The following is a 21,467-nucleotide window of genomic DNA, read 5'->3' on the forward strand; positions in this document are numbered from 1 at the left end:
CAGCTGCGGCCACGGCGGGGTTGAGCGGGAGAAAGGATCTCCCCATGTTTGATACGTCAAAACCCACCGCCACATTCCCCGAGCCGATCCGCCATGATCTGGACGGCATCCCCGTGCTGGCGCAGCCGCCCGCAGGAGAGATCCGCGGGATCTGGTTGCATGTTCCGGCCTATGAGCTGTCGAAGGAGGATGCGCTCCCCGTCCTGCAGCGTGCCGCGCGTCTGGGCTATCTGGGTGTCAGTTTCGACCCCTGGATGATGGGCGCGCGCACCATCCCCGAAGACACCGATGACGACACCCGCCGCGCCCGGATCTTTGCCAATTTCCGGCGCAATTTCTGGCCGATCCTCGGCCAGACCGCGATCGAGGTGCCACGGGTGCTCGACTGGGCCGAGGCGGAGTTCGGCATCCATGCGCCCGTCACCATGACCGGCCATTCGATGGGTGGCGATATTGGCGTGGTGGCCATTGGTATGGACAAGCGCATCACCAGACTGGCCGCTGTGGTGGGCACGCCCGACTGGACCCGCCCCGCCGCACGCGATCTCGAAACCCAGACCACCTTCATGGATCTCGGGAAGGCCGACTGGCATGCGCGCTTCTTCCATGATGCGCTGGACCCGATGACCCATCCCGAACGCTATGCCCACGGCCCGCGCATCGCCTTCATTCTTGGCGGCGATGACGAGCATGTGCCACGCAACGGGGCCGAGCGTTTCCGGACCGATCTGGTGGAGCGCTACGGGCTGGAGAGCGTGACCATCACCTATCTCGACGGCAAGTCCCATATGGATTTCATGGACTATGATTTGTGGTGGGACGAGGCTGTGGCGCAGATGCAGGCACAATGAGCTTGCGGCCATCGACCACCTGCCCCACCATTGCCCCGAACGAGGAGGACCCCGAATGGACGACGTGCAGACCCGTATCCAAGGCCGTGCGGGCCGGATTACCCTGACCCGCCCCAAGGCGCTTAATGCGCTAAGCCACCCAATGTGTCTGGAGATCGAGCGCGCGCTTGATCAGTGGCGCGAGGACGGCGCGGTCGATCTGGTGATCATCGATGCCGAGGGCGAGCGCGCCTTTTGTGCGGGCGGCGATATTGCCGCTGTCTATCATGCGGGCCGCGCGGGTGATTATGCCCTGGGCCAGGAATTCTGGCGCGACGAATACCGCATGAATGACAAGCTCGCCCATTACCCCAAACCCATCGTGTCTTTCATGCAGGGCTTCGTCATGGGCGGAGGTGTCGGGCTCGGCAGCCATGTCAGCCACCGGATCATCGGGCATTCGACACAGGTCGCCATGCCCGAATGCGGCATCGGGCTGATCCCCGATGTGGGCGGCACCTGGCTTCTGGCGCGCGCACCGGGACATATCGGCGAATATCTGGGGCTGACCGGCGCCCGTATGGGACCATCGGATGCGATCTTCGCGGGCTTTGCCGACAGGGCAATCCGCGAGGCACAATGGCCCGCGCTGATCGACGAGCTTTGCAACACTGGCACGGTCGCAGCACTCCCCGCGGGCGAGACGCTCGGGGACGGACCGATCGCGCGGGCGCGCCTGACGATCGATCGTTGTTTCTGGGGGGAGGATATCGCCGCCATCCAGTTGAAGCTGGAAACCGCAGGCGACAGTTTCGCGCTCGAGACACTGAAGACCATGCAGCAGAAATCGGCACTGTCGATGGCGGCCACCCTGTGGCTGATCCGCATGGCGCGGGAGGCGCGTGATATCCGCGAGGCTCTTTCGAACGAGTTCCGCTTCACCGCACGCGCCTGCCAGTATGGCGAATTCATCGAAGGCGTGCGTGCCCAGATCATCGACAAGGACCGCCGACCGATCTGGCAATTCAAGGCGGGTGACGTGCCGGAGGACCGGCTCGGGACGCTCCTGTCACCGCTTCCAGAAGGATTGGCTATCGATTTTGGCGCACAAGCAGCCCCAGCTTAAGCAAAGCTGAAAAGTTCCCTCGACACAAAAAAGTTTTTCTTTTAAAAACAGCAACAAAAATCCGACGGAACACGTTTAAAGGACATCTGAAATAGAAATACGGAGCTGTTATATGAAACGCTTTTTGATGTCCGCCTCTGTCGCCCTCGTTGCAATGTCCGGCGCGGCTTTCGCCGACCAGCATGGTGCAAATAACTGCGCCCCGGGTCAGAAATGCCCCCCCGGCCAATCGCAGAAAGTGGATAACCACAGCCAGAAGCCGCAGGCCAAAGGCGAACAGCACGCACAAGCGACCAAAGCTTCGGGCCATAGCGCTCCGGGTCATGCCCCTACAGCCGCTCAACTCAAGCGCCTGCCGGCTCCGCCGAAAGGTCAGGAATACCGTATCGTCAACGACAAGGTTGTCCGCATCGACAGCGATACGCTGAAAACCGTGGCGGCCATTGGCCTCGTCAGCGCGCTGCTGAGCAACTAAGGCACTTGCCTGTCTTTCCCGGCCGGGCATCCCAGCGATGCCCGGCTTTTTTTCGCCAATGCTCTTGGCGGAGTTCGGCAACAAGCCGCGCAAGCCACATTCCGCTTATGGAACATTTTCAGGGCTATGCGCATTTCTTACCCAACTCGAAAGGAGTACGTCATGAACAAGACCATTAAAACGTCGATGATCCTCGCCACCACTCTCTCGCTGGCACCGCTGGCGGCGCTGGCAGATCCGCCGTGGCAGAAGAACGGCCATGGCCTGCCCCCTGGGATCGCCAAGAAAATGGATCACGGGCATCACGATGATGACCGGGTGATCGTCATTGACCGCGACCGCGATGACCGCCGCGCCGATGATTACCGCGATGGCTATCGCGACGGGGCCCGTGCGCGCCACGATTGGCAGCGTGGTGAGCGTATCGACCGCGACTATGTTGTGATCAACGACCCGCGCCGCTATGGTCTGGATCCGCGCTACACTTACTATCGCAGCTACGATCAGGTCTATCGTGTCGACAAGACCGGCCAGATGCTGGCACTGATCGGAGCGGTAAGCTCCATCCTCAACTGACCGGAGACGGCATGTCCCGTTTGACACCCAATATGATCTGCACCCTCGGCGCGACCGCCGGGGGTGTTTTACTGAGCGTGGCTCTGGCAGCACCTCTGGCCGCCCAGACCGTCATAAACGGCGGCAATGCGTTGAATGCCCCCAAAAACCTTGCAGGGGCAGAGTTGGTTCGCCAGCAGCCCGAAAGCGAGCGGACCTGCAAGACGCTTTCCACCGGCTCGACTTTCTGCCGTGTCCCCACAACGGACGGCACCAAAGGGCGCTGGGTTCTGCAGGGCGAGAAGAAGCCCGATTTCGCCGTGGGCGACAGCTTTCCTATCTACAAGCATTCGATGCTGATGGATCTGCGCCGCTACAGCCTGCCCGACGTGGATGGCGACTGGCGCTATTACAAAGTCGGACGCCATATCTACCGCGTTGACCCGCGTAGCAAGAAGGTGATCGCCGTGGTCAAAGGCAGCTTCGACTAACCCTTGCGCCCCAGTTGCCCAAGATCGGTGTCCTGAAATCCCGCGCGCCGCTTCAGCCCGAAGCCGAGCGCGCGGTCAATGCCTGCATGGCCAAGCACAACAAGCCCTGCCGCCACCAGCCACGGAGTGGCCGTGTCGGCTCCCCAACCCGCAGCGCCCAGTGCCGCGATCCCCAGACCGAATCCGTAGATATGGCACAGGTTATACGTGATCGCCCCCGTGGCAGGGCCGAAGAGATAGCCGAAAAACGATAGATCGGGCGCCAGAAAGATTACCGGCCAGACCCACCACGGCCAATCGGGCTCAAGCATATAGGCCAGATAAAGCGCCGCCCCGCCAACCGCGAGGCCTTCGAGGCGGCGCCACATCCGGTCCTGAGCGTGATCCGCGATCATTCAGCCGCGACTTTCAGCCCCAGCATCGGCGCAAGATACCGCCCCGTATGGCTGCGCGAAACTGTAGCCACATCCTCGGGTGTGCCGACAGCCACGATCTCGCCACCGCCATCACCGCCTTCGGGGCCGATATCGATCAGCCAGTCAGCCGTCTTGATGACATCGAGATTATGCTCGATCACCACAACCGTATTGCCTTGATTGACCAGCTCGTGCAGCACTTCCAACAGCTTGCGCACATCCTCGAAATGCAGACCCGTGGTCGGCTCGTCGAGGATATAGAGCGTGCGGCCCGTCGAACGGCGCGAGAGTTCCTTTGACAGCTTCACCCGCTGCGCCTCGCCGCCCGAAAGCGTGGTCGCCTGTTGACCCACCTTGATATAGCCAAGCCCCACTTCCATCAGCGCATCCATCTTCTCGCGGATCGAGGGCACCGCCTTGAAGAATTCCTGCGCATCTTCCACCGTCATATCCAGCACATCGGCAATCGACTTGCCCTTATACTGGACCTCCAGCGTCTCGCGGTTATAGCGTTTACCGTGACAGGTCTCGCATTCGACATAGACATCGGGCAGGAAGTGCATCTCGATCTTGATGACGCCATCCCCCTGACACGCCTCACAGCGCCCGCCCTTCACGTTGAACGAGAACCGCCCCGGTTTGTAGCCGCGCGCCTGCGCCTCCGGCAGACCGGCAAACCAGTCGCGGATCGGCGTGAAGGCGCCGGTATAGGTGGCGGGGTTCGACCGTGGCGTGCGCCCGATGGGACGCTGGTCGATATCGATGACCTTATCGAGATGCTCAAGCCCCTTGATCGTCTCGCAGGGTGCAGGCGTCTGCTTGGCACCATTGAGCCGCATGGATGCCGTCTTGAACAAAGTCTCTAATGTCAGGGTTGATTTCCCGCCGCCCGACACGCCCGTCACACAGACGAACTTGCCCAGCGGAAACTCGGCGGTGACATTTTTCAGATTGTTGCCGGTGGCCTTGACCACCTTGATCTTCTTACCATTCCCCTTGCGGCGCGTCTCGGGGACCGAGATCTCGCGCTTGCCCGACAGATACTGTCCGGTGATCGAGGCCGGATCCTTGGCCAGTTCCTCGGGCGTGCCATGCGCCACCACACGGCCACCATGCACACCTGCCCCCGGACCGATGTCGAAGACGTAATCCGCATGGCGGATCGCATCCTCGTCATGCTCGACCACCAGCACCGAATTCCCCTGATCGCGCAGGTTCTTCAGCGTGGTCAGCAGGCGGTCATTGTCGCGCTGATGCAGCCCGATCGACGGCTCGTCGAGCACATAGAGCACGCCCGTCAGCCCCGAACCAATCTGGCTGGCCAGACGGATCCGCTGGCTCTCGCCGCCAGAGAGCGTGCCGGCCGCGCGTGAAAGCGTCAGATAATCGAGACCGACATTGACCAGGAACCCCAGACGCTCGCGGATCTCCTTCAGGATCGCGCGGGCGATCTCGTTCTTCTGGTGGCTGAGCTGCGAGGGCACGGTATCGACCCATGCAAAGGCATCCTTGATCGACATCTCGACCACCTGCCCCACATGCAGCCCCGCGATCTTCACGGCCAGAGCTTCGGGCTTCAGACGGTAGCCGTGACACGCCCCGCAAGGACGGGTGTTCTGATAGCGCTCCATCTCCTCGCGCGACCATGCGCTTTCGGTTTCGCGCCAACGGCGTTCGAGATTGGGGATAATGCCCTCGAAAGTGCGTTCGACCTGATAGACACGCCCGCCCTCGTCAAAGCGGAAGGGGATTTCCTCCTTGCCCGAGCCATGCAGGAACAGGGTCTGGATCTTCTCGGGCAGATCCTTCCACGGGGTCTTCTTGTCGAATTCGTAATGTTTCGACAGAGCGTTGATGGTCTGCGTCACATAGGGGCTCTTGGTCTTGGCCCACGGCGCCAGCGCCCCGCCCGCGATTGAGAGCGACTGGTCCGGCACCACCAGGCGGTCGTCGAAGAACATCTCGACGCCCAGCCCGTCACATACGGGGCAGGCCCCGAAGGGCGCGTTGAACGAGAAGAGCCGCGGCTCGATCTCGGGGATGGTGAAGCCCGACACCGGACAGGCGAATTTTTCGGAAAACGTGATCCGCTCCCCCTCGCCCTCACGCGGCGCGGTCTCGAGAATGGCAATGCCATCGGCCAGATCAAGGGCTGTGCGGAAACTGTCGGCAAGCCGTGTCTCCATCCCCTCGCGCACCACGATCCGGTCCACCACCACATCGATATTATGGCGGAACTTCTTGTCCAGAACGGGCGGCTCCTCGAGTTCGTAGAACTCGCCATTGACCTTCACCCGCTGGAAACCCTGCTTGCGCAGTTCGAGGAATTCTTTCTTATACTCGCCCTTCCGGTCGCGCACGATGGGCGCCAGAAGATAGCCGCGCGTGCCCTCTTCCATCGCCATCGTGCGGTCCACCATATCCTGCACCTGCTGTGCCTCGATGGGCTGGCCGGTTGCGGGGCTAAAGGGCGTGCCAGCGCGGGCAAAGAGAAGGCGCATGTAGTCATAGATCTCGGTCACGGTGCCGACCGTCGAGCGCGGGTTCTTCGAGGTGGTCTTTTGTTCAATCGAGATTGCCGGCGACAGACCCGAGATATGGTCCACATCGGGTTTTCCCATCATATCGAGAAACTGGCGCGCATAGGCCGAGAGGCTCTCGACATAGCGCCGCTGCCCTTCGGCATAGATCGTGTCGAATGCCAGAGAGGACTTCCCCGACCCCGAAAGACCGGTGATCACCACGAACTGGTCCCGCGGAATATCCAGATCGACATTCTTCAGGTTATGTTCCCGTGCGCCACGGATTTCGATGGTTTTAAGATCGGGCATTTGGACCTCCGGTTGCCTTGGACCCATAGATAGGCGCATGCAGGCAAAACGCCAATGGGATTTAGTGAACAAATTACGAACGTCAGCCAAGGAACTTGTGCAAATCCACCGCGATCAACGGCGACGCCTGCCCAAGAGGCAGAAATACCGGAAGATGGTCGATGTGCTGATCAAATTTCCGCCCATGCCTCAGGCACCCCCTTGCATATGGGCCCGCATTGGCACCATGTCACAGGAAATTTCCAAGGAGCATGACATGTTCGGTTTCCTGCGCCGCCGCGGCAGCGCCATCCCCAGAATCGATGCAGCCGAGGCCCTCACGCGGGTGCGTGCAGGCACGCTGACCCTGATTGATGTGCGCGAGGCCGGCGAGCTGCGCCAGACCGGACGCGCCAAGGGCGCGTTGCATATTCCGGTGGGATCGCTCCTGAAACTGGCGCATCCCGAGAGCGCGGAATGCCTGCCCGCGCTCGAGACCTGCCCGCCTGTCGCGCTCTACTGTGCCTCCGGTGCCCGCGCCGAGAATGCGGCCAAGATGATGCTGCAGATGGGCTATACGGAGGTCTATACGATGGTCAGCCTGCGCTACTGGCAGGATGCGGGTGGCGAGATAACTGCCTGACCCAAGTCAGGTAGCTATCCCGCGAGATCCTCAACCCAACCAGCCCCCATCGGGCGCGGCGCAGCCTACAGGCGGCAGGGTTTTGCCAAAGGTCACATGAAGCTTCGCGCAGCCCCATGCGGCGACCGGCGCGGGCATCACGCGATTGAGCGCGATCCCCACCTCGTCATAGGGCGTATCGGAATTGGTGACATACATATACCAGCGCCCGCCCGCCATCACGATTGCGGCGATCAGCGCCACGACCAGAACATTCACGACCTTTGCCATATATCCCTCCTTGCAGATCTGCGCGTAGTTGCGGCAAGACCGGAAACAACCACAAGGCGAAATTCCTGTTTTCCGGCCCCGCAAGGGCCAGTGCGCGGGTTCTTGCGCGAGCCCCCCGCCTGCGGGCGGAATTCCACCGCAAATCATCCCGAAATGCAGAACACCCGCCTGAAAAGGCGGGCGTTCATGGTTATGGATCCGGCACTCAGAAGTGGATCGCGATCCCGTAGGCATCGAGCACGGCTTCATGCATCGATTCCGAAATGGTCGGGTGCGGGAAGACGGTATGCATCAGGTCTTCCTCGGTGGTCTCGAGCGTGCGCCCGATCACGAAGCCCTGGATCATCTCTGTCACTTCCGCGCCCACCATATGCGCGCCGAGCAGTTCGCCGGTTTTCGCATCGAACACGGTCTTCGCCATGCCCTCTGGTTCGCCCAAGGCGATCGCCTTGCCATTGCCGATGAAGGGGAAACGACCGACCTTGACCTCATGGCCCGCGGCTTTCGCCTTGGCCTCCGTCATGCCGACGCTTGCGACCTGCGGCGTGCAATAGGTGCAGCCCGCGATGGTGCCTTCCTTGATCGGATGGGCATGTTTGCCCGCGATCAGCTCGGCCACCATGACGCCTTCATGGCTCGCCTTATGGGCCAGCCACGGTGCGCCCGCGATATCGCCGATGGCATAGAGACCGTCCACACCGGTGCGGCAGAACTCGTCCACCACCACATGGGTGCGGTCGACCTTCACGCCCAGCCCCTCGAGGCCCAGACCCTCGACATTGCCCACAATCCCCACGGCGGAGATAACGGTATCGACCTCGAGCGTCTCGGTCTTGCCGTCTTTTTCCAGCGTTGCGATGACCTTATCGGCCTTGCGGTCGAGCGATTTGACATTGGTCTTCTCGCGGATCTTCATGCCCAGCTTCTCGAACTGCTTCTTGGCGAATTTCGAGATTTCCTCGTCTTCCACCGGCAGCACGCGGTCCATGACCTCGACCACGGTGGTCTCGGCGCCAAGCGTATTGAAGAAGGAGGCGAATTCGATACCGATCGCACCCGAGCCGATCACCAGAAGTTTCTTCGGTTGATGCGGCGGGTTGAGCGCGTGCTTGTAGGACCAGACGCGTTTGCCATCGGCCTCAAGACCGGGAAGGTTGCGCGCCCGCGCACCGGTGGCCAGCACGATGTTTTTCGAGGTCAGTTCCTCGACGCCCTTGTCGGTCTTCACCGAAACGGTGCCTTTTTTCGGCAGCGTCGCCTCGCCCATGAAGACAGTGACCTTATTCTTCTTGAGCAGGTGGCCGATGCCGCTCGAAAGCTGCTTGGCCACACCGCGCGAACGTGCCACGACCTTGTCGAGATCGTAGCCGATCTTCTCGGCGCTCAGGCCGAAATCTTTCGCGCGCTCCATCAGGTGATATACCTCGGCCGAGCGCAGGAGCGCCTTGGTCGGGATACAGCCCCAGTTGAGGCAGATGCCCCCGAGATGCTCACGCTCGACGACGGCGACATTCAGCCCGAGCTGTGCACCGCGGATCGCAGCAACATACCCCCCCGGGCCCGCGCCGATCACGATCATGTCGAAGCTTTTGGCGGCCATGCGGATTCCTCCATCTGAAAACTAGTTTGGTATTAAACTAGTTCTGTCACCGGATCAATCACCGCTTGCCCTAGAACTGGTCTTCGCGCGAAATCGTCGCCGCGGGAAGGGTTATGCTCATTTCTTCGCCCTGCCGCAGCAAGGCATGCCCGCCATTCCACAGAAACCGCGCCTCCTCCTCGGTCGAGCGGCGGCCGATGATCTCATTACGCCACGGGAAGCGTCCGAACCGCGCGATGACCGCCTGACGCAACCGCGCATCCAGAACCGACCCTTCGGGCATCCGGTCACGGAACAGCGCCACCCCATGCGCCTGTGCAACGGGATCCTCGGCATGGATGTAGGGAAAATAGAAAAACTGGCGCAGCGGCCCGGCAACCTGCAGGTCATAGCCCCGCGCGGTCGCGACATGCGCCATATCGAGCGCCTGCGCTTCGGCGGCCCAAGCCTCGGGCGCGGCGCGGAACATATGGCGGGGCATCTGGTCCAGAAGAATGATCAGCGCCCATGCCCCCTGCGCGCTCTCGAGCCAACCATCAAGCGTGCCCACCCGTGCCTTCCGCCAGAGCCGCGCAAAGCGGCGGCGCATCTCCTCATCAAGGTCGCCATCCTCCCCGAACCAGCGCTCGGGGCCCATCTGCGCACACCAGAAACCGGTGATATTGGCAATCTGCTCCAAACCCTCACCTCCCCAATTCCACTTTAGGGAGGAGCCTGTCATGTTCTGGCCGTGTTGCAAGCCCTGAAAGACAGGGGCACGGAGATTAGCCCAGAAGCAAGGGCCTCAGCGGCCGGAACCGCCTATCCCTGACGCTCTTCGGTATTGGTGCCATATGCCGGATCGGCAGACCCCTCGAAAGGTGTATCCCCTTCCTGGGGATCAGCCGGCAGTGGCAGCGCCATACCAGAGGCGGCTTCGGCGGCGCGCAGATTGTCATGCGCTTCCGCCTCGGCGCGGGCCTCGGCATCGGGGTCATCGGTCACCGCATCGAGCGTATAGTTCACCGCATAGGCCGTCACGGTGGGCGAGAGCACGGCGAAGGTGCCGGTATCATCCGAGGACGGCGCCGCACGTTGGGTCATCCGGTAGAGACCATAGGCTGTCAGGCAGGCAAAGAGCACGCTGATGAACAGGAAAAAGGCCTGCGGGCCGAAGGTTTCCATCATCCAGCCGGTCACCACCGGCCCCGCCACCGAGCCGATCCCGTAGAGGAACATCAGCCCCGCAGAGGCCGCCGCCATCTCGGCGCGATCGAGGAAGTCGTTCGTATAGGCCACAAGGATGGAATAGACCGGATTGGAGATTGCCCCCAAGAGGGCTGCCATTGGCAGCAGCACAGCGAAACCGGGTGTGGCGATGAACAGGTAGAACATGGCTACGGCGGCAATTGCCGTCAGCACGGTCACCATCTGCCGCCGGTCGAGCCTGTCGGACAGATAGCCCAGCGGGTATTGCGCAACCAGTCCGCCGACATAGATGGCCGAAACGAAGAGCGAGATCTCTTTCACATTCAGCCCCGCCTGCGTGCCCCAGACCGACACCATCCCGAACAGAGCCGAGAAGATACCACCCATCAGGAAGATTCCGACACATCCGAAGGGCGAGACCGTCCAGAGCCTGCGGAAGCTCATCCGCGTCTCTGTCGAGAAATCGGGCGCGCGCCCCGCCGAAAGCAGGATCGGCGTAAAGGCCAGCGACACGAGAATCGACGGGATGACAAACAGGAAATATCCCGACGGATCGCCCACATTCAGCATCAGCTGCGCCGAGACGATCCCGATGGATTGAACGATCATGTAGGCCGCCAGAAGCTGGCCGCGATTTTCCTTGTCGGCGCTCGAATTGAGCCAGCTTTCTGCCGAGATATACACCCCGCAGAACGAGAAGCCGATCAGCACGCGCATGAACGACCAGGCGATCCAGTTGGGCGCTGCCGCATAGGCGATCAGGACAGCCGAGATCAGCGAGCCAAGCGCCGCGAAGACCCGCACATGGCCGACCCGCCCGATGAGCCCCGGAATGGAGCGCGACCCGATCAGGAACCCCGCGAAGTAGCCCGTCATGACGATGGACATCTCGTAGGTGCCGATCCCCTCCAGCTGGCCACGGATCCCCAGAAGCGTGCCCTGCATGCCGTTGCCGACCATGAGCAACATCACACCCAGCAACAGTGCCCAGCTATCCTTCACCGCAGCAAACATCGAAAGCTCCCAATCCTGTGCCCGAACCGTGGCACAAAGCCGACATCCATGTCGAGAATCAAACATCCCCGCTTGGCGGTCAGCTAGCCCTCATGGTCCTCACTGTCCAGCTTAGTCTGCCCATTTTCGGTGCAAGTTTGACTAAAGGGTCAAGGGATCAGAAGCGAGCTGTCGCCATAGGAGAAGAACCGGTAGTTATTCGCCACCGCATGAGCATAGATCTCGCGGATACGTTCGGGGCCCATCAGCGCCGAAACCAGCATCATCAGCGTCGATTTGGGCAGGTGGAAATTTGTCATCAGCGCATCGGTCACGGCGAATGTGAAACCGGGATAGATGAAGATATCGGTGGTGCCACGGAAAGGCGCGATGACCCCTGTATCGCGGGCGGCCGATTCAATCAGGCGCAGCGCCGTGGTGCCCACCGGAATGACCCGCCCGCCTGCGGCTTTGGTGGCGGCGATCTCGGCGGCAGCCTGCGTGGTGATCTCGCCCCATTCGCTATGCATCTTGTGGGTGGTCACATCATCGACCTTCACCGGCAGGAAGGTGCCCGCCCCCACATGCAGCGTGACTTCGGTGAACTCCACGCCCTTGGCATGGAGCGCCTCCAGAAGCTCGCGGGTGAAATGCAGGCTCGCGGTGGGCGCGGCCACGGCCCCCGAATGGCGGGCAAAGACCGTCTGGTAGTCATCCTTGTCCTGCGCATCGGGTTTGCGCAGCGCCGCGATATAGGGGGGCAGCGGCATCGCGCCCGCCTCGGCCAGTGCCGCGTCGAAATCCTCGCCCGACAGATTGAACCGCACGGCCAACCGGCCCTCGGTCATCTCCACCACCTCGGCCGAGAGATCGGCGGAGAAGCGGATCACCTCGCCCTCTTTTACCTTGCGCAGCGGTTTGGCCAGCGCCTCCCATGCACCATCGGCACGCGGCTCGAGAAGGGTCACTTCCACATTGGCCGTCACCTCGCCCTGCGCGGACTGGCGTGTGCGCGTGCCCGAAAGCCGCGCGGGGATTACCTTGGTGTTATTGAGAACCAGCCTGTCGCCCTTCTGGAACACATCGACCAGATCGCGCACATGCAGGTCGCGGATCCCGCCGCCTTGGGCCAGTAACAGTTTTGCCGCATCGCGCGGGCGGGCGGGCCGTGTGGCAATCAGGCCCTCGGGCAGGTCGAAGTCGAAATCCGAAAGATGCATCATCGTCTTATTCTGTGCTCAGCGCGGGCGGATCGCTCCGGAACAGGTCGCGGAACATCCCCGGCGTGAAGATGGAAAGCGGGTTGATCGAAACTTTGGGCGCGGTCTTCGATCCCCGCAATGTATAGGTGAAGCCGAACAGGCCTTCTCCGCGTCGGCTGAGGATCTGGCCTATCCCGTTGACGATGTAAAGCGGAGAGATCACCCCTTCCATATCGAAGACGCCGGACTGGGTGAAGTAATTGCCGTTGAGCGTGACCCCCATCGAGGCCCCCGTGGCGCGGCCTTCGCTGATCGACACGCCTTTGGGCGTCAGCTTGAAATCGGCGGAGGCATTGTTGAAGACGATCCCGTCGCCATTGAGCTGTTCGAGAAGTCCGACGATGGAGGCCGCCGACAGCATGGAGGCCAGTACCGGCGCCTTGATGATCTTGAGATTTCTGACGCGCAACTGGCCCTGATAGCTCCGGTCGCCGGTTGGCGAGAGGTTCAGGGTCATCTGCCCGTCGCGGGCATTGTCGAAGAGTTTCGCCGAGGCCAGCACACCGCCCGCATCACGGGTCTCGACCCGCACGGCGGGACGGCCCGAGGCCGAAGGTCCAACCGCGCCGGACACAACCGCGCCACCGTTCAGCCGCGCATCGAATGTCCCGTTGAAGCCTGCGCGGGTGTTGAACTGCCCCACCAGATCGGTGAGTTCGATCCCGTCGGTCACCAGAAGCCGGTCGAGCCGCACCGAAAGCGGTGTGGTGCCCGAACTGCCGCCCCCACCGCCCGCACTATTGGGCAGATCCGACAGGGTCAGCCGCCCGCCCCTGATGGCCACTTTCGGCGGCAGGTTGCGCCCCTGCCCGATCAGGTCCGCCGCCCCGTTGAACCAGCCGCCGATCGACAGAGTGTCAAACCGCGCTCGCTCCAGCCCCTGACCATCGGCGCGCAGCGAGACCGAGCCTGCGGCCTTGAGCCCCGGCACATCGAGAGCGATGCGATCCACCTTGACCGGCTGGGTCAGCGCGCCGCTGATCGCCAGACTTCCCGACGAGCCTTGCGCCTTGCTCCAGCCGATCTGCGGGATCGAGAGCCCGATCCCCTTCATGTCGCTGCGGATGGAATAGGTCACCGGATCGCCCGTCACCATATCCAGATCGAGCGCGGCCCATCCCTCGCCCGAGAGGATATTGTCGGGCAGCGCCACGCCCAGAGCTTTCAGCCCGTCGGGGGTGATATTCAGATAGCCCTGAACCTGTGAATGGCCCGCTTCCTCGGGGCTGAACTTCTTGATCCACCATGCATCGAATTTCTGGTCCTGGAACAGACCGCGACCGCCAATGCGCAACCCGTTCTCGGAATCGGCCAGCAGCTTCATCTCGCGCGAGCGCAGCACCTTTCCGGGCACGATCTTGTCGCTATAGACATCGGTGAGCGTCGCACGCACATCATATTTGAAATCCGAGGGCTGGAGATGTTTCTCCAGCGGAAACTCCAGATGCGTGCGCGCCACGGCCCAACCGGTGGCAATATCGGTGCTCTTGCCCGCTTTCGACAGGAAATTGAAGGGCGGCTCATCCATCAGCGAGAGCGCCGCGGGGATCGGCGAACGGGTCACCAGATCGACCTGCATCGGCGCGGGCTTGAGTTTGATATCGGGCACTTTCAGGGTGGTATCGGCCACCTCGATCGGGCCGCCATTGGGGGCGGTGACCTGCCCCTCCTCGACCATCATCGAATAGGTCTTGCCATCTAGATTGGCAAACCCGCGCCCGTCCTCGATATGGGGCAAGGTCTTGACCGCGCGCACATCGGCACCGCTGAACTCGTAGCCCAGATCGATGCGCGGATCATGGCTGGGCGCGATACGGATCGCCGCGCGCACATTATAGAGCGTGCCATCGGCGATATTCTCCTCGGCCCATGTGCGGGTATGCGCCACCAGTTTCGGCGGCCAGAGCGCCAGCAGGCCCTTCGAGGAAATCCGGCTGATCCCGCTATCGAGGGAGACCTGCCAGCCCTGCGGGCTTGCGGTGATCCTGCCCTTGGCAGAGAGGCGCGTCCGGTCCTCGATCAGCTGGGCCTGTCCGATATCCACGCGGAACGGGTCCAGACCGATACGCAGGTCAATGGCCCCTTCCGAGAAATGCGCGGGCTCCTCGAGCACGCCCTCGGGATCGAGCTGCAGATCATCGAGCGCCACTTGCGCCAGCATCTGGCGCGGCAGGCCCTTGCTGAAATCGCGCAAGAGGATCGAGCCGTTGGCCTGAACGGCGGCGGCAGCGCTGCGGACCTCGAGACGGCTCATCTCGATGCGCTGGTCCTGCTGGTCGTAATGCAGCTCAAGCGCCGCACTCTCGAAGGGGATCGGCTGCGAGCCTTCCACAGGGCTCAGCGCCCCCGCCCCGATATCAAGCTTGGCCACCATCCCCGAGACAACACCCTGATCGTCTATCGAGCTTTGCAGCGACCCCGAGATCGGCGCATCAAGCACCGACAGCCCCGCCAGCGCGGGTGATTGCACCGCCAGATCCCGCGCCGGCACACCGGTGACTGCCGCGCCGAATTGCGCGCGCGGGGAGTTCTTGTAGGTCGTAGCGCCCAGGGCCAGCTGCGCAGGCCGGTCGTTCTGGTCGCCAACATTCAGCGACAGGCTGGCGGAGATGCGGTCGGCTTCCTGTGTCAGGCGGAACTGGCCGTTCGAGACCCGCCAGACACGGCCCAGACGTTCATCATCGAGCCGGATATCGATGGTATCGGCGCGGACCTCGGACAGATCGCGCAGCACGGGTGTGGCAAAGGCCGCCTCGATCGCATCGGTGACATCGGACAGGCTGTCGATCTCGAAATGCTGCATCTCGCCCTGCCCGAGATTGATATCGAAAGAGCCGTCGGCAAGACGGCGCATCGCGATGGCCGCCCCCTTCAACGTGACCGAGGACAGTGCGATCCGGCGCTGCAGGAGGGGCGTGGGCATCACGGCGGCCTGAACCTCGGGCAGCACGGCGATGGGCCGCCCCGAGGGGGTGAGCAGCTGCACCGAATTCAGCTGCACCTGCGGGCGCAGCCCGCTTGCGATCACCAGATCGATCCCGCCCGAGAACCGCGCCTGCAATGTCGCCCCGAGCGCCTGATTGACGCGCGTCTCGATCTTGGCGGTCACGCTGGCAGGCACCCGCATCGGATGATGGGTGAGCGCCGCCCAGACCAGAACCACGAAGAGGCTCACAACAGGAATGGTCACCAGCGCCAATAGCCACAAAAGTGCCCTGCGCAGCGGGCGCCGCTTGGGCGGCGGTGACTGACCGGCCTCGGCCGTCTTCGGAAGATCGGAACTCTCTATGCTCACGCGCCTGTCCTGTTGCGGCCTGACCGCCTTCACGCAATAGCCCTTGCGGGCCGCTCCTATGCCGGACGGCGGGTGCCGACCTGTTTTCGGCCAACCCCATCCCTCACCGCCAGCCATAACCGGAAAACGGGACCAATCCGCGAAAGAGGCTCTTGCCTCCCACGGGCTGACAGATAGAGTTCGTCCGGAAATCATCTAGGCCGTGTTTGGGCTTAGAGACAAGCAAAAGGATAGAAAATGGCGACTATCGGCGAGTTGGCGCCCGAATTCACCCTGCCGCGCACAGAAAATGGCGGCAGCGAAACCGAGCTGAGCCTGAGCGCACTGCGCGGCCGCAAGGTGATTTTGTATTTCTACCCCAAGGACAATACGCCCGGCTGCACGACCGAGGCGCTGGAGTTCACGCGACTGTCGGAAGATTTCGCAAGTGCCGATACCGTGGTGCTCGGCGTGTCCAAGGACAGTCTCAAGAAACACGAGAATTTTTGCGCCAAACATGATCTGAACGTCATCCTGCTGTCGGATGCCGAAGGGCAGACCTGTGAGGATTATGGCGTGTGGGCGGAAAAATCCATGTATGGCAAGACCTATATGGGCATCACCCGTTCGACCTTCCTGATCGACCGCGACGGCACGATTGCCGCGCATTGGCCGAAGGTCAAGGTGGCGGGCCATGCAGCAGAGGTTCTGGCAAAAGCTAAAGAACTGGCCTGAATCCGTTAATTATCGCCGCCGCGCTCTCGGCGAGTTTTCGCTGATGTGAAGGATTGTGCCGCCAAACGGCGCCGGTGCGACAAGGAATCAGGTTGTCACGGGGGGTGCGCGGTTGGTAATCCCTTTCCAGCCGCGCGCAATAGCGCCACATCAATGAAGTCGCACAGGTGACAAATCGGCCACATCCGCCAGACGGACAGGCCCATATCGAAGAGCAGGACAGCCCCTTTGCCCCGACGTCTACTGGATCGAACCAATTCTGCGCTGGAGCGTTTCCTTCCGGAGCAGCGCCTTTTCATGAAGTCGGACGACTCGACCCGTTTCCTGCGGTTGCGCCCCCTGACACAGGCATCGGTTCTGGCAGTGGGCACGGTCCTGTTTGGCTGGTCCATCGTGGCCACCTCGCTCCTGTTCATCGACAATATCTCGGAAGGCTCGTCCGAGCAGCAGGCGGCCATCTCGCAGAAAGCCTTCGAGGACCGCCTCGACAGCCTGTCCTCCGAACGTGACAGCCGCGCCTCCGAGGCGCTGGCCGCGCAGGAACGGTTCCAGACGGCGCTGGGTCAGGTGAGCCAGATGCAATCGGCGCTCCTGCAGTCCGAAGAGCACCGGCGCGAACTGGAAACCGGCCTGCATGTGGTCCAGCAGACCCTACGCCGTGTAATGAATGAGCGCGATGCCGCCAAGGACGAGCTGGCGGGCCTCCAGACCGGCAGCGACGGCAGCGTCAACCCCGCCGCCCGCACCGCTGATATGTCCGAGACGGTGAAGATGCTCTCGAACGCTCTGGGCGATGTCGCCACCGAGCGGGACGATGCCACCAAAGAGGCGGAGGCCGCACGGCAGGAGACCGAGCAGCTGGCCCTGTCGAAGCGCCAGCTGGAGCAGCGCAACGACCAGATCTTCTCGACGCTCGAGGATGCCGTGACGATCTCGATGGCACCGTTCGACAAGATGTTCAAACAGGCGGGTCTGAATACCGACAAGATCCTTGCCGAGATCCGCAAGGGCTATTCGGGGAGCGGCGGGCCTTTGGGCGTGACGATGTCCTCCAAGAGCCCGGCAGCCCTGACCGAGGATGACAAGCGCGCAGCCTCGATCCTCAAGAAGCTCGATGAGATCAATATGTATCGCATCGCCGCCGACAAACTGCCCTTCCAGCTGCCGCTGAAATCGCAATTCCGCTACTCTTCGCCCTATGGCTACCGCTGGGGCCGGTTGCACGCGGGCGTCGATATGGCCCTGCCGGTCGGCAACCATGTGTTGGCCCCTGCCGATGGCGTCGTGATCGCCTCCGAGGTCGAGCACGGCTACGGCAACGTCATAAAAATCCAGCACGAATTCGGTGTTTCGACCGTATACGGGCATTTGTCGAAACGCCGTGTGAAAAAAGGCCAAAAGGTCTCGCAAGGTGACTGGATCGGTGATACGGGTAATACTGGTCGGTCGACCGGACCGCATCTGCATTATGAAATCCGGCTCGGCGGAAAGCCCGTCGATCCGATGACCTTCATCAAGGCTGCCAAGAATGTTTTCTAAAAGCAAAATCCACGAGCCCGGTTCCAAATCCGGAGACACCGAAATCAGCAAGCCCGACACCGGCATGCCGCCGTCGCGCAGCGAATTCGCTCCCTCGTCGGGGCCGGCCCGCGCGAAACCCGGCGCGTCGGTTCTGTCTTCGGACTTGACCATCACCGGCAATATCCGCACCACGGGTGATGTGCAGGTCGAGGGCGTTGTCGAAGGCGACATCCGCGCGCATCTGCTGACCGTGGGCGAGACCGCGACCATCCGTGGCGAGATCGTGGCCGACGATATCGTGGTCAACGGTCGTGTGATCGGTCGCGTGCGCGGCCTGAAGGTGCGTCTGACCTCGACTGCCAAGGTCGAAGGCGACATCATCCACAAGACCATCGCGATCGAATCCGGTGCGCATTTCGAGGGCTCTGTTCAGCGTCAGGAAGACCCGCTGCAGACTGGCGAGACCACGCCCAAACTTGCCCCGCCGGTGGCTGCAAGCGAAGACTGATTTCTCGCGAGAGGATTAGTGAAAAGGGCGGCCAACGGGTCGCCCTTTTTACATTACAACAGACGTTTCGTCAGGCGCAGCGATAGTGCATAGGGCAAGCGTTGCAGGAGCTTCAGCCCCAATGTCAGCTTCTTGGGGAAATGGGTCTCGAACCCGTCGCCCGCCAACCCATCGGCCACGGCCTTCGCCGCCTCCTCCGGCTCGATAATGAAGGGCATGTCGAACTGGTTCTTCTGCGTGAGCCGCGTGTTCACGAAGCCGGGCGAGACAAGGCGCACATCGATGTCGGGCGCGTATTCCACCCTCAGGGATTCCACCAGATTGATGACGCCCGCCTTGGTCGCCGAGTAGAACTGGCCCTTCGGAAGCCCAAAATAGCCTGCGACCGAGCCGAAGATCGCCAGTTGCCCGCCCTGCCGCAGCACAACCGGCGCCGCCTGTGCAAAGCCCAATGTGCCCAAGAGGTTCACCCGCAAAAGCGCCTCGGCCTTCTCCCAGTCGATCTCGCGCACCAGTCCCGGATCATAGAGCGCTGCCGTGGTGATCATGCCGTCGAGCTGCCCCTGCCCGATCTCGGCCACCGCCGCGTCTAGGCTCGCCCGCTCCGACAGATCGACCGTCAGGACGCGGTGGGCGGGCCCCAGCCGGTCCTGTAGATTGCGCAACGGCTCTTCGGAGCGCGCTGACAGGATCAGACGTGCCCCTCTCGCAGCCAGCTCGACCGCAAGCGCCTCGCCGATCCCCGAGCTGGCGCCGACAAGCCAGATCACTTTATCTTTGAAATCCATTGGGCATCTCCTTTCCATTCCCTACGCCGGAGCGGACAAGGAGTTCCCTGATGCTTACGCAGCGACCAGATGCCCCAGCTCGGCGAGGACGGCATTCTCGAGATCGGTGATCGCCCGCCCCCCCGACAGCTCCAGCACCGGAGCCGGCTGGCTCTTCAGCCACTCGCGATGGCGGTTCAGCGACCGGCCACAGAAATAGGGGTCGTCGTAGCTGGCAGCCCAGTTCAGGAATTTGCGGTAGATCTGCTCCATATCGCCTCCCGGTGCCACACGGGTGCCATAGCGCAGCACCTCGCGTTTGCGCAGCCGTGTCAGTCGCAAGGGCGTAGGTGTGCGCAGGAAGATCACAAGATCGGCCTGTGAGAGGATTTCGTCCCCCCAGCCATCGCAGGCCCCCGCCAGCACCCAGCCCGCGTCCCCTTGTGCTTCACGGATCAGATCGCACCGCTCGCTTACGCAGCGCTTGCGGGTGAAGGGAATATCGGTCTCGGCCCAATAGCAATCATCGGTATCGATATAGGGTATCTGAAGCGTTTTGGAGAGCTGCTTGCCGAGGGAGGTAGAACCGGCGCCGGCAGCCCCTGTAATATAAATTCGTTGCGTCATGAAGCCTCCTAAATTTCCCGTTAAAGGGCCCTGTAGGCAGTCATTTAGTGTTTACAATTTCCTCCATCGGCCTAAGAAAATCAATCCGTTCAGCGATCACATCTCGCTCTTGCAGTAAAAAACTGCGCAATTAGATCAGATATATTCAGTTTTCATTCATCAAATTGGAAAAGAGGAGAGCCTTCGCCCTCCCCTTTTGCTCAATCTGTCAGCAGAGATTCGCGGAACCGCCCGTGGATCAATCCGCCGATTGCGCATCCGCGCGGGATTTGCCCTCAACGCCCATCGCAAGCGTCGCCGCCATGAGACCGTCCAGATCGCCATCCAGAACACCCTGGCTGTCGGAGGTCTCGTAGCCGGTGCGAAGGTCTTTCACCATCTGGTAGGGCTGAAGGACATAGGAGCGGATCTGGTTGCCCCAGCCTGCCTCGCCCTTGTTCTCGTGGGCCTCGTTGATCGCGGCGTTCCGCTTGTCGAGCTCCATCTGGTAGAGACGCGATTTCAACGCATTCATCGCGATCTCGCGGTTCTGGTGCTGCGACTTCATCGAGGAGGTCACCACGATATTGGTCGGCAAGTGGGTGATCCGCACGGCGGAGTCGGTGGTGTTGACGTGCTGGCCGCCCGCCCCCGATGACCGGTAGGTATCGATACGGATATCGGAAGGATTGATCTCGATCTCGATATTGTCATCGACCACCGGATAGACCCAGACCGAACTGAACGAGGTATGGCGACGCGCTGCCGAGTCGTAAGGCGAGATGCGGACCAACCGGTGCACGCCGGATTCCGATTTCAGCCAGCCATAGGCATTGGGACCGGTGATCTTGTAGGTGGCGGATTTGATGCCCGCCTCCTCGCCCGCGGTCTCGGATTCCAGCTCGACCTCGTAGCCCTTTTTCTCGGCCCAGCGGACATACATCCGCGCAAGGATCGAGGCCCAGTCACAGCTCTCGGTCCCGCCCGCGCCCGAATGGACCTCGAGATAGGTATCGTTGCTATCGGCTTCGCCATTGAGAAGCGCTTCCAGCTCCTTGGCGGCAGCGTCTTCTTTGAGGGCCTTCAGCGCGGTCTCCGCCTCGGTGATGACATCAGCGTCATCTTCCATCTCGCCCAGCTCGATCAGCTCGATATTGTCCTCGAGCTCCTGCTTGATGCGCTGATAGGTCTCGTATTTGTCCAGCAGCGCCTGACGGTCGCGCATAAGCTTCTGCGCGCGCGCCTGATCATCCCACAGCGTCGGGTCCTCGATCATGGCGTTGAATTCCTCGATCCGGTGCGGCGCCGTCTCGAGGTCCATCCGCTGGCCCAGAAGCTCGAGCGATTTCTTGATCTGTTCAACGATGTTCTGCGTCTCAGCGCGCATGTCGCAACGT

General features: G+C 61.9%; 20 protein-coding genes. 9 read left to right on the plus strand and 11 right to left on the minus strand.

The window, feature by feature from the left end; translation table 11 throughout:
* The first annotated feature begins 44 nt into the window (after positions 1-44).
* The 5 genes from ABEB22_RS00005 (at position 45) to ABEB22_RS00025 (ending at position 3,477) form a co-directional block, all read left to right on the plus strand.
* Positions 45-851, plus strand: coding sequence for a hypothetical protein (locus ABEB22_RS00005; protein ID WP_406870559.1), 807 nt, complete (start codon positions 45-47; stop codon positions 849-851).
* Positions 852-906: 55 nt separating this feature from the next.
* Entirely contained in the window at positions 907-1,956 is a 1,050-nt protein-coding gene (locus ABEB22_RS00010; protein WP_406870560.1) for an enoyl-CoA hydratase/isomerase family protein, read from the plus strand.
* A 112-nt stretch (positions 1,957-2,068) separates the two neighbouring features.
* Positions 2,069-2,431 carry a hypothetical protein gene (locus ABEB22_RS00015; RefSeq protein ID WP_339112351.1) on the plus strand — a complete coding sequence of 121 codons (363 nt, stop codon included), beginning with the start codon at positions 2,069-2,071 and terminating at the stop codon, positions 2,429-2,431.
* A 162-nt stretch (positions 2,432-2,593) separates the two neighbouring features.
* Positions 2,594-3,007, plus strand: a complete 414-nt coding sequence (locus tag ABEB22_RS00020; protein ID WP_406870561.1) for an excinuclease ABC subunit A — start codon at positions 2,594-2,596, stop codon at positions 3,005-3,007.
* 11 nt (positions 3,008-3,018) lie between these two features.
* A complete protein-coding gene (locus tag ABEB22_RS00025; protein WP_339112349.1) occupies positions 3,019-3,477 on the plus strand; it encodes a hypothetical protein in 459 nt (152 codons plus the stop codon).
* On the opposite strand, the gene ABEB22_RS00030 is transcribed toward ABEB22_RS00025, so the two are convergent.
* Together ABEB22_RS00030 and uvrA are read right to left on the minus strand one after the other, a co-directional pair.
* The gene (locus tag ABEB22_RS00030; RefSeq protein ID WP_406870562.1) at positions 3,474-3,872 is read right to left on the minus strand and encodes a DUF4260 family protein; all 399 of its coding nucleotides are present in this window, start codon (positions 3,870-3,872) and stop codon (positions 3,474-3,476) included. The genes ABEB22_RS00025 and ABEB22_RS00030 overlap by 4 nt on opposite strands.
* The gene (uvrA, locus tag ABEB22_RS00035) at positions 3,869-6,724 is read right to left on the minus strand and encodes an excinuclease ABC subunit UvrA (protein ID WP_406870563.1); all 2,856 of its coding nucleotides are present in this window, start codon (positions 6,722-6,724) and stop codon (positions 3,869-3,871) included. The genes ABEB22_RS00030 and uvrA overlap by 4 nt, the downstream gene beginning before the upstream one ends.
* 256 nt (positions 6,725-6,980) lie before the next feature.
* Here uvrA and ABEB22_RS00040 point away from each other — a divergent pair, with 256 nt between their 5' ends.
* Positions 6,981-7,346 carry a rhodanese-like domain-containing protein gene (locus tag ABEB22_RS00040; protein ID WP_350934235.1) on the plus strand — a complete coding sequence of 122 codons (366 nt, stop codon included), beginning with the start codon at positions 6,981-6,983 and terminating at the stop codon, positions 7,344-7,346.
* 30 nt (positions 7,347-7,376) lie between these two features.
* Here ABEB22_RS00040 and ABEB22_RS00045 read toward each other — a convergent pair whose 3' ends face one another.
* From ABEB22_RS00045 to ABEB22_RS00070, 6 genes are all read right to left on the minus strand, one after another.
* Positions 7,377-7,616 carry a hypothetical protein gene (locus ABEB22_RS00045; RefSeq protein WP_339112345.1) on the minus strand — a complete coding sequence of 80 codons (240 nt, stop codon included), beginning with the start codon at positions 7,614-7,616 and terminating at the stop codon, positions 7,377-7,379.
* Positions 7,617-7,821: 205 nt separating this feature from the next.
* The gene (lpdA, locus tag ABEB22_RS00050; protein ID WP_406870564.1) at positions 7,822-9,216 is read right to left on the minus strand and encodes a dihydrolipoyl dehydrogenase; all 1,395 of its coding nucleotides are present in this window, start codon (positions 9,214-9,216) and stop codon (positions 7,822-7,824) included.
* Positions 9,217-9,286: 70 nt separating this feature from the next.
* Entirely contained in the window at positions 9,287-9,895 is a 609-nt protein-coding gene (locus ABEB22_RS00055; RefSeq protein WP_339112343.1) for a DUF924 family protein, read from the minus strand.
* A gap of 122 nt (positions 9,896-10,017) precedes the next feature.
* The gene (locus ABEB22_RS00060; RefSeq protein WP_406870565.1) at positions 10,018-11,418 is read right to left on the minus strand and encodes an MFS transporter; all 1,401 of its coding nucleotides are present in this window, start codon (positions 11,416-11,418) and stop codon (positions 10,018-10,020) included.
* A gap of 149 nt (positions 11,419-11,567) precedes the next feature.
* On the minus strand, positions 11,568-12,617 hold the full coding sequence (queA, locus tag ABEB22_RS00065) for a tRNA preQ1(34) S-adenosylmethionine ribosyltransferase-isomerase QueA (protein ID WP_406871155.1): 1,050 nt from the start codon (positions 12,615-12,617) through the stop codon (positions 11,568-11,570).
* Positions 12,618-12,624: 7 nt separating this feature from the next.
* Positions 12,625-15,954, minus strand: a complete 3,330-nt coding sequence (locus ABEB22_RS00070; RefSeq protein WP_406870566.1) for a hypothetical protein — start codon at positions 15,952-15,954, stop codon at positions 12,625-12,627.
* 237 nt (positions 15,955-16,191) lie between these two features.
* Here ABEB22_RS00070 and ABEB22_RS00075 point away from each other — a divergent pair, with 237 nt between their 5' ends.
* The 3 genes from ABEB22_RS00075 to ABEB22_RS00085 all read left to right on the plus strand — a co-directional run bounded on the left by ABEB22_RS00075 (position 16,192) and on the right by ABEB22_RS00085 (position 18,697).
* Entirely contained in the window at positions 16,192-16,668 is a 477-nt protein-coding gene (locus ABEB22_RS00075; RefSeq protein WP_406870567.1) for a peroxiredoxin, read from the plus strand.
* 228 nt (positions 16,669-16,896) lie between these two features.
* The gene (locus ABEB22_RS00080) at positions 16,897-18,207 is read left to right on the plus strand and encodes a DUF5930 domain-containing protein (RefSeq protein ID WP_406870568.1); all 1,311 of its coding nucleotides are present in this window, start codon (positions 16,897-16,899) and stop codon (positions 18,205-18,207) included.
* Positions 18,197-18,697, plus strand: a complete 501-nt coding sequence (locus tag ABEB22_RS00085) for a polymer-forming cytoskeletal protein (RefSeq protein WP_339112338.1) — start codon at positions 18,197-18,199, stop codon at positions 18,695-18,697. The genes ABEB22_RS00080 and ABEB22_RS00085 overlap by 11 nt, the downstream gene beginning before the upstream one ends.
* 53 nt (positions 18,698-18,750) lie before the next feature.
* Here ABEB22_RS00085 and ABEB22_RS00090 read toward each other — a convergent pair whose 3' ends face one another.
* From ABEB22_RS00090 to prfB, 3 genes are all read right to left on the minus strand, one after another.
* Complete coding sequence (locus ABEB22_RS00090) at positions 18,751-19,485, minus strand: SDR family NAD(P)-dependent oxidoreductase (protein ID WP_350934249.1); 735 nt, start codon at positions 19,483-19,485, stop codon at positions 18,751-18,753.
* A gap of 54 nt (positions 19,486-19,539) precedes the next feature.
* Entirely contained in the window at positions 19,540-20,091 is a 552-nt protein-coding gene (locus ABEB22_RS00095; RefSeq protein ID WP_350934251.1) for an adenylate kinase, read from the minus strand.
* A gap of 238 nt (positions 20,092-20,329) precedes the next feature.
* Entirely contained in the window at positions 20,330-21,457 is a 1,128-nt protein-coding gene (gene prfB, locus ABEB22_RS00100; protein ID WP_339112335.1) for a peptide chain release factor 2, read from the minus strand.
* Between the last annotated feature and the right edge of the window lie 10 nt (positions 21,458-21,467).

This window comes from Thioclava sp. 'Guangxiensis' (assembly GCF_045348365.1).
In the GTDB taxonomy this organism is placed as follows: Bacteria; Pseudomonadota; Alphaproteobacteria; order Rhodobacterales; family Rhodobacteraceae; genus Thioclava; species Thioclava kandeliae.

Excerpts from the sequence above, each read along its gene's own strand:
- ABEB22_RS00005 (WP_406870559.1), top strand. The coding sequence starts at position 45 with ATGTTTGATACGTCAAAACCCACCGCCACATTCCCCGAGCCGATCCGC.
- ABEB22_RS00010 (WP_406870560.1), top strand. The coding sequence starts at position 907 with ATGGACGACGTGCAGACCCGTATCCAAGGCCGTGCGGGCCGGATTACC.
- ABEB22_RS00015 (WP_339112351.1), top strand. The coding sequence starts at position 2,069 with ATGAAACGCTTTTTGATGTCCGCCTCTGTCGCCCTCGTTGCAATGTCC.
- ABEB22_RS00020 (WP_406870561.1), top strand. The coding sequence starts at position 2,594 with ATGAACAAGACCATTAAAACGTCGATGATCCTCGCCACCACTCTCTCG.
- ABEB22_RS00025 (WP_339112349.1), top strand. The coding sequence starts at position 3,019 with ATGTCCCGTTTGACACCCAATATGATCTGCACCCTCGGCGCGACCGCC.
- ABEB22_RS00030 (WP_406870562.1), bottom strand. The coding sequence starts at position 3,872 with ATGATCGCGGATCACGCTCAGGACCGGATGTGGCGCCGCCTCGAAGGC.
- uvrA (WP_406870563.1), bottom strand. The coding sequence starts at position 6,724 with ATGCCCGATCTTAAAACCATCGAAATCCGTGGCGCACGGGAACATAAC.
- ABEB22_RS00040 (WP_350934235.1), top strand. The coding sequence starts at position 6,981 with ATGTTCGGTTTCCTGCGCCGCCGCGGCAGCGCCATCCCCAGAATCGAT.
- ABEB22_RS00045 (WP_339112345.1), bottom strand. The coding sequence starts at position 7,616 with ATGGCAAAGGTCGTGAATGTTCTGGTCGTGGCGCTGATCGCCGCAATC.
- lpdA (WP_406870564.1), bottom strand. The coding sequence starts at position 9,216 with ATGGCCGCCAAAAGCTTCGACATGATCGTGATCGGCGCGGGCCCGGGG.
- ABEB22_RS00060 (WP_406870565.1), bottom strand. The coding sequence starts at position 11,418 with ATGTTTGCTGCGGTGAAGGATAGCTGGGCACTGTTGCTGGGTGTGATG.
- queA (WP_406871155.1), bottom strand. The coding sequence starts at position 12,617 with ATGCATCTTTCGGATTTCGACTTCGACCTGCCCGAGGGCCTGATTGCC.
- ABEB22_RS00075 (WP_406870567.1), top strand. The coding sequence starts at position 16,192 with ATGGCGACTATCGGCGAGTTGGCGCCCGAATTCACCCTGCCGCGCACA.
- ABEB22_RS00085 (WP_339112338.1), top strand. The coding sequence starts at position 18,197 with ATGTTTTCTAAAAGCAAAATCCACGAGCCCGGTTCCAAATCCGGAGAC.
- ABEB22_RS00090 (WP_350934249.1), bottom strand. The coding sequence starts at position 19,485 with ATGGATTTCAAAGATAAAGTGATCTGGCTTGTCGGCGCCAGCTCGGGG.
- ABEB22_RS00095 (WP_350934251.1), bottom strand. The coding sequence starts at position 20,091 with ATGACGCAACGAATTTATATTACAGGGGCTGCCGGCGCCGGTTCTACC.
- prfB (WP_339112335.1), bottom strand. The coding sequence starts at position 21,457 with ATGCGCGCTGAGACGCAGAACATCGTTGAACAGATCAAGAAATCGCTC.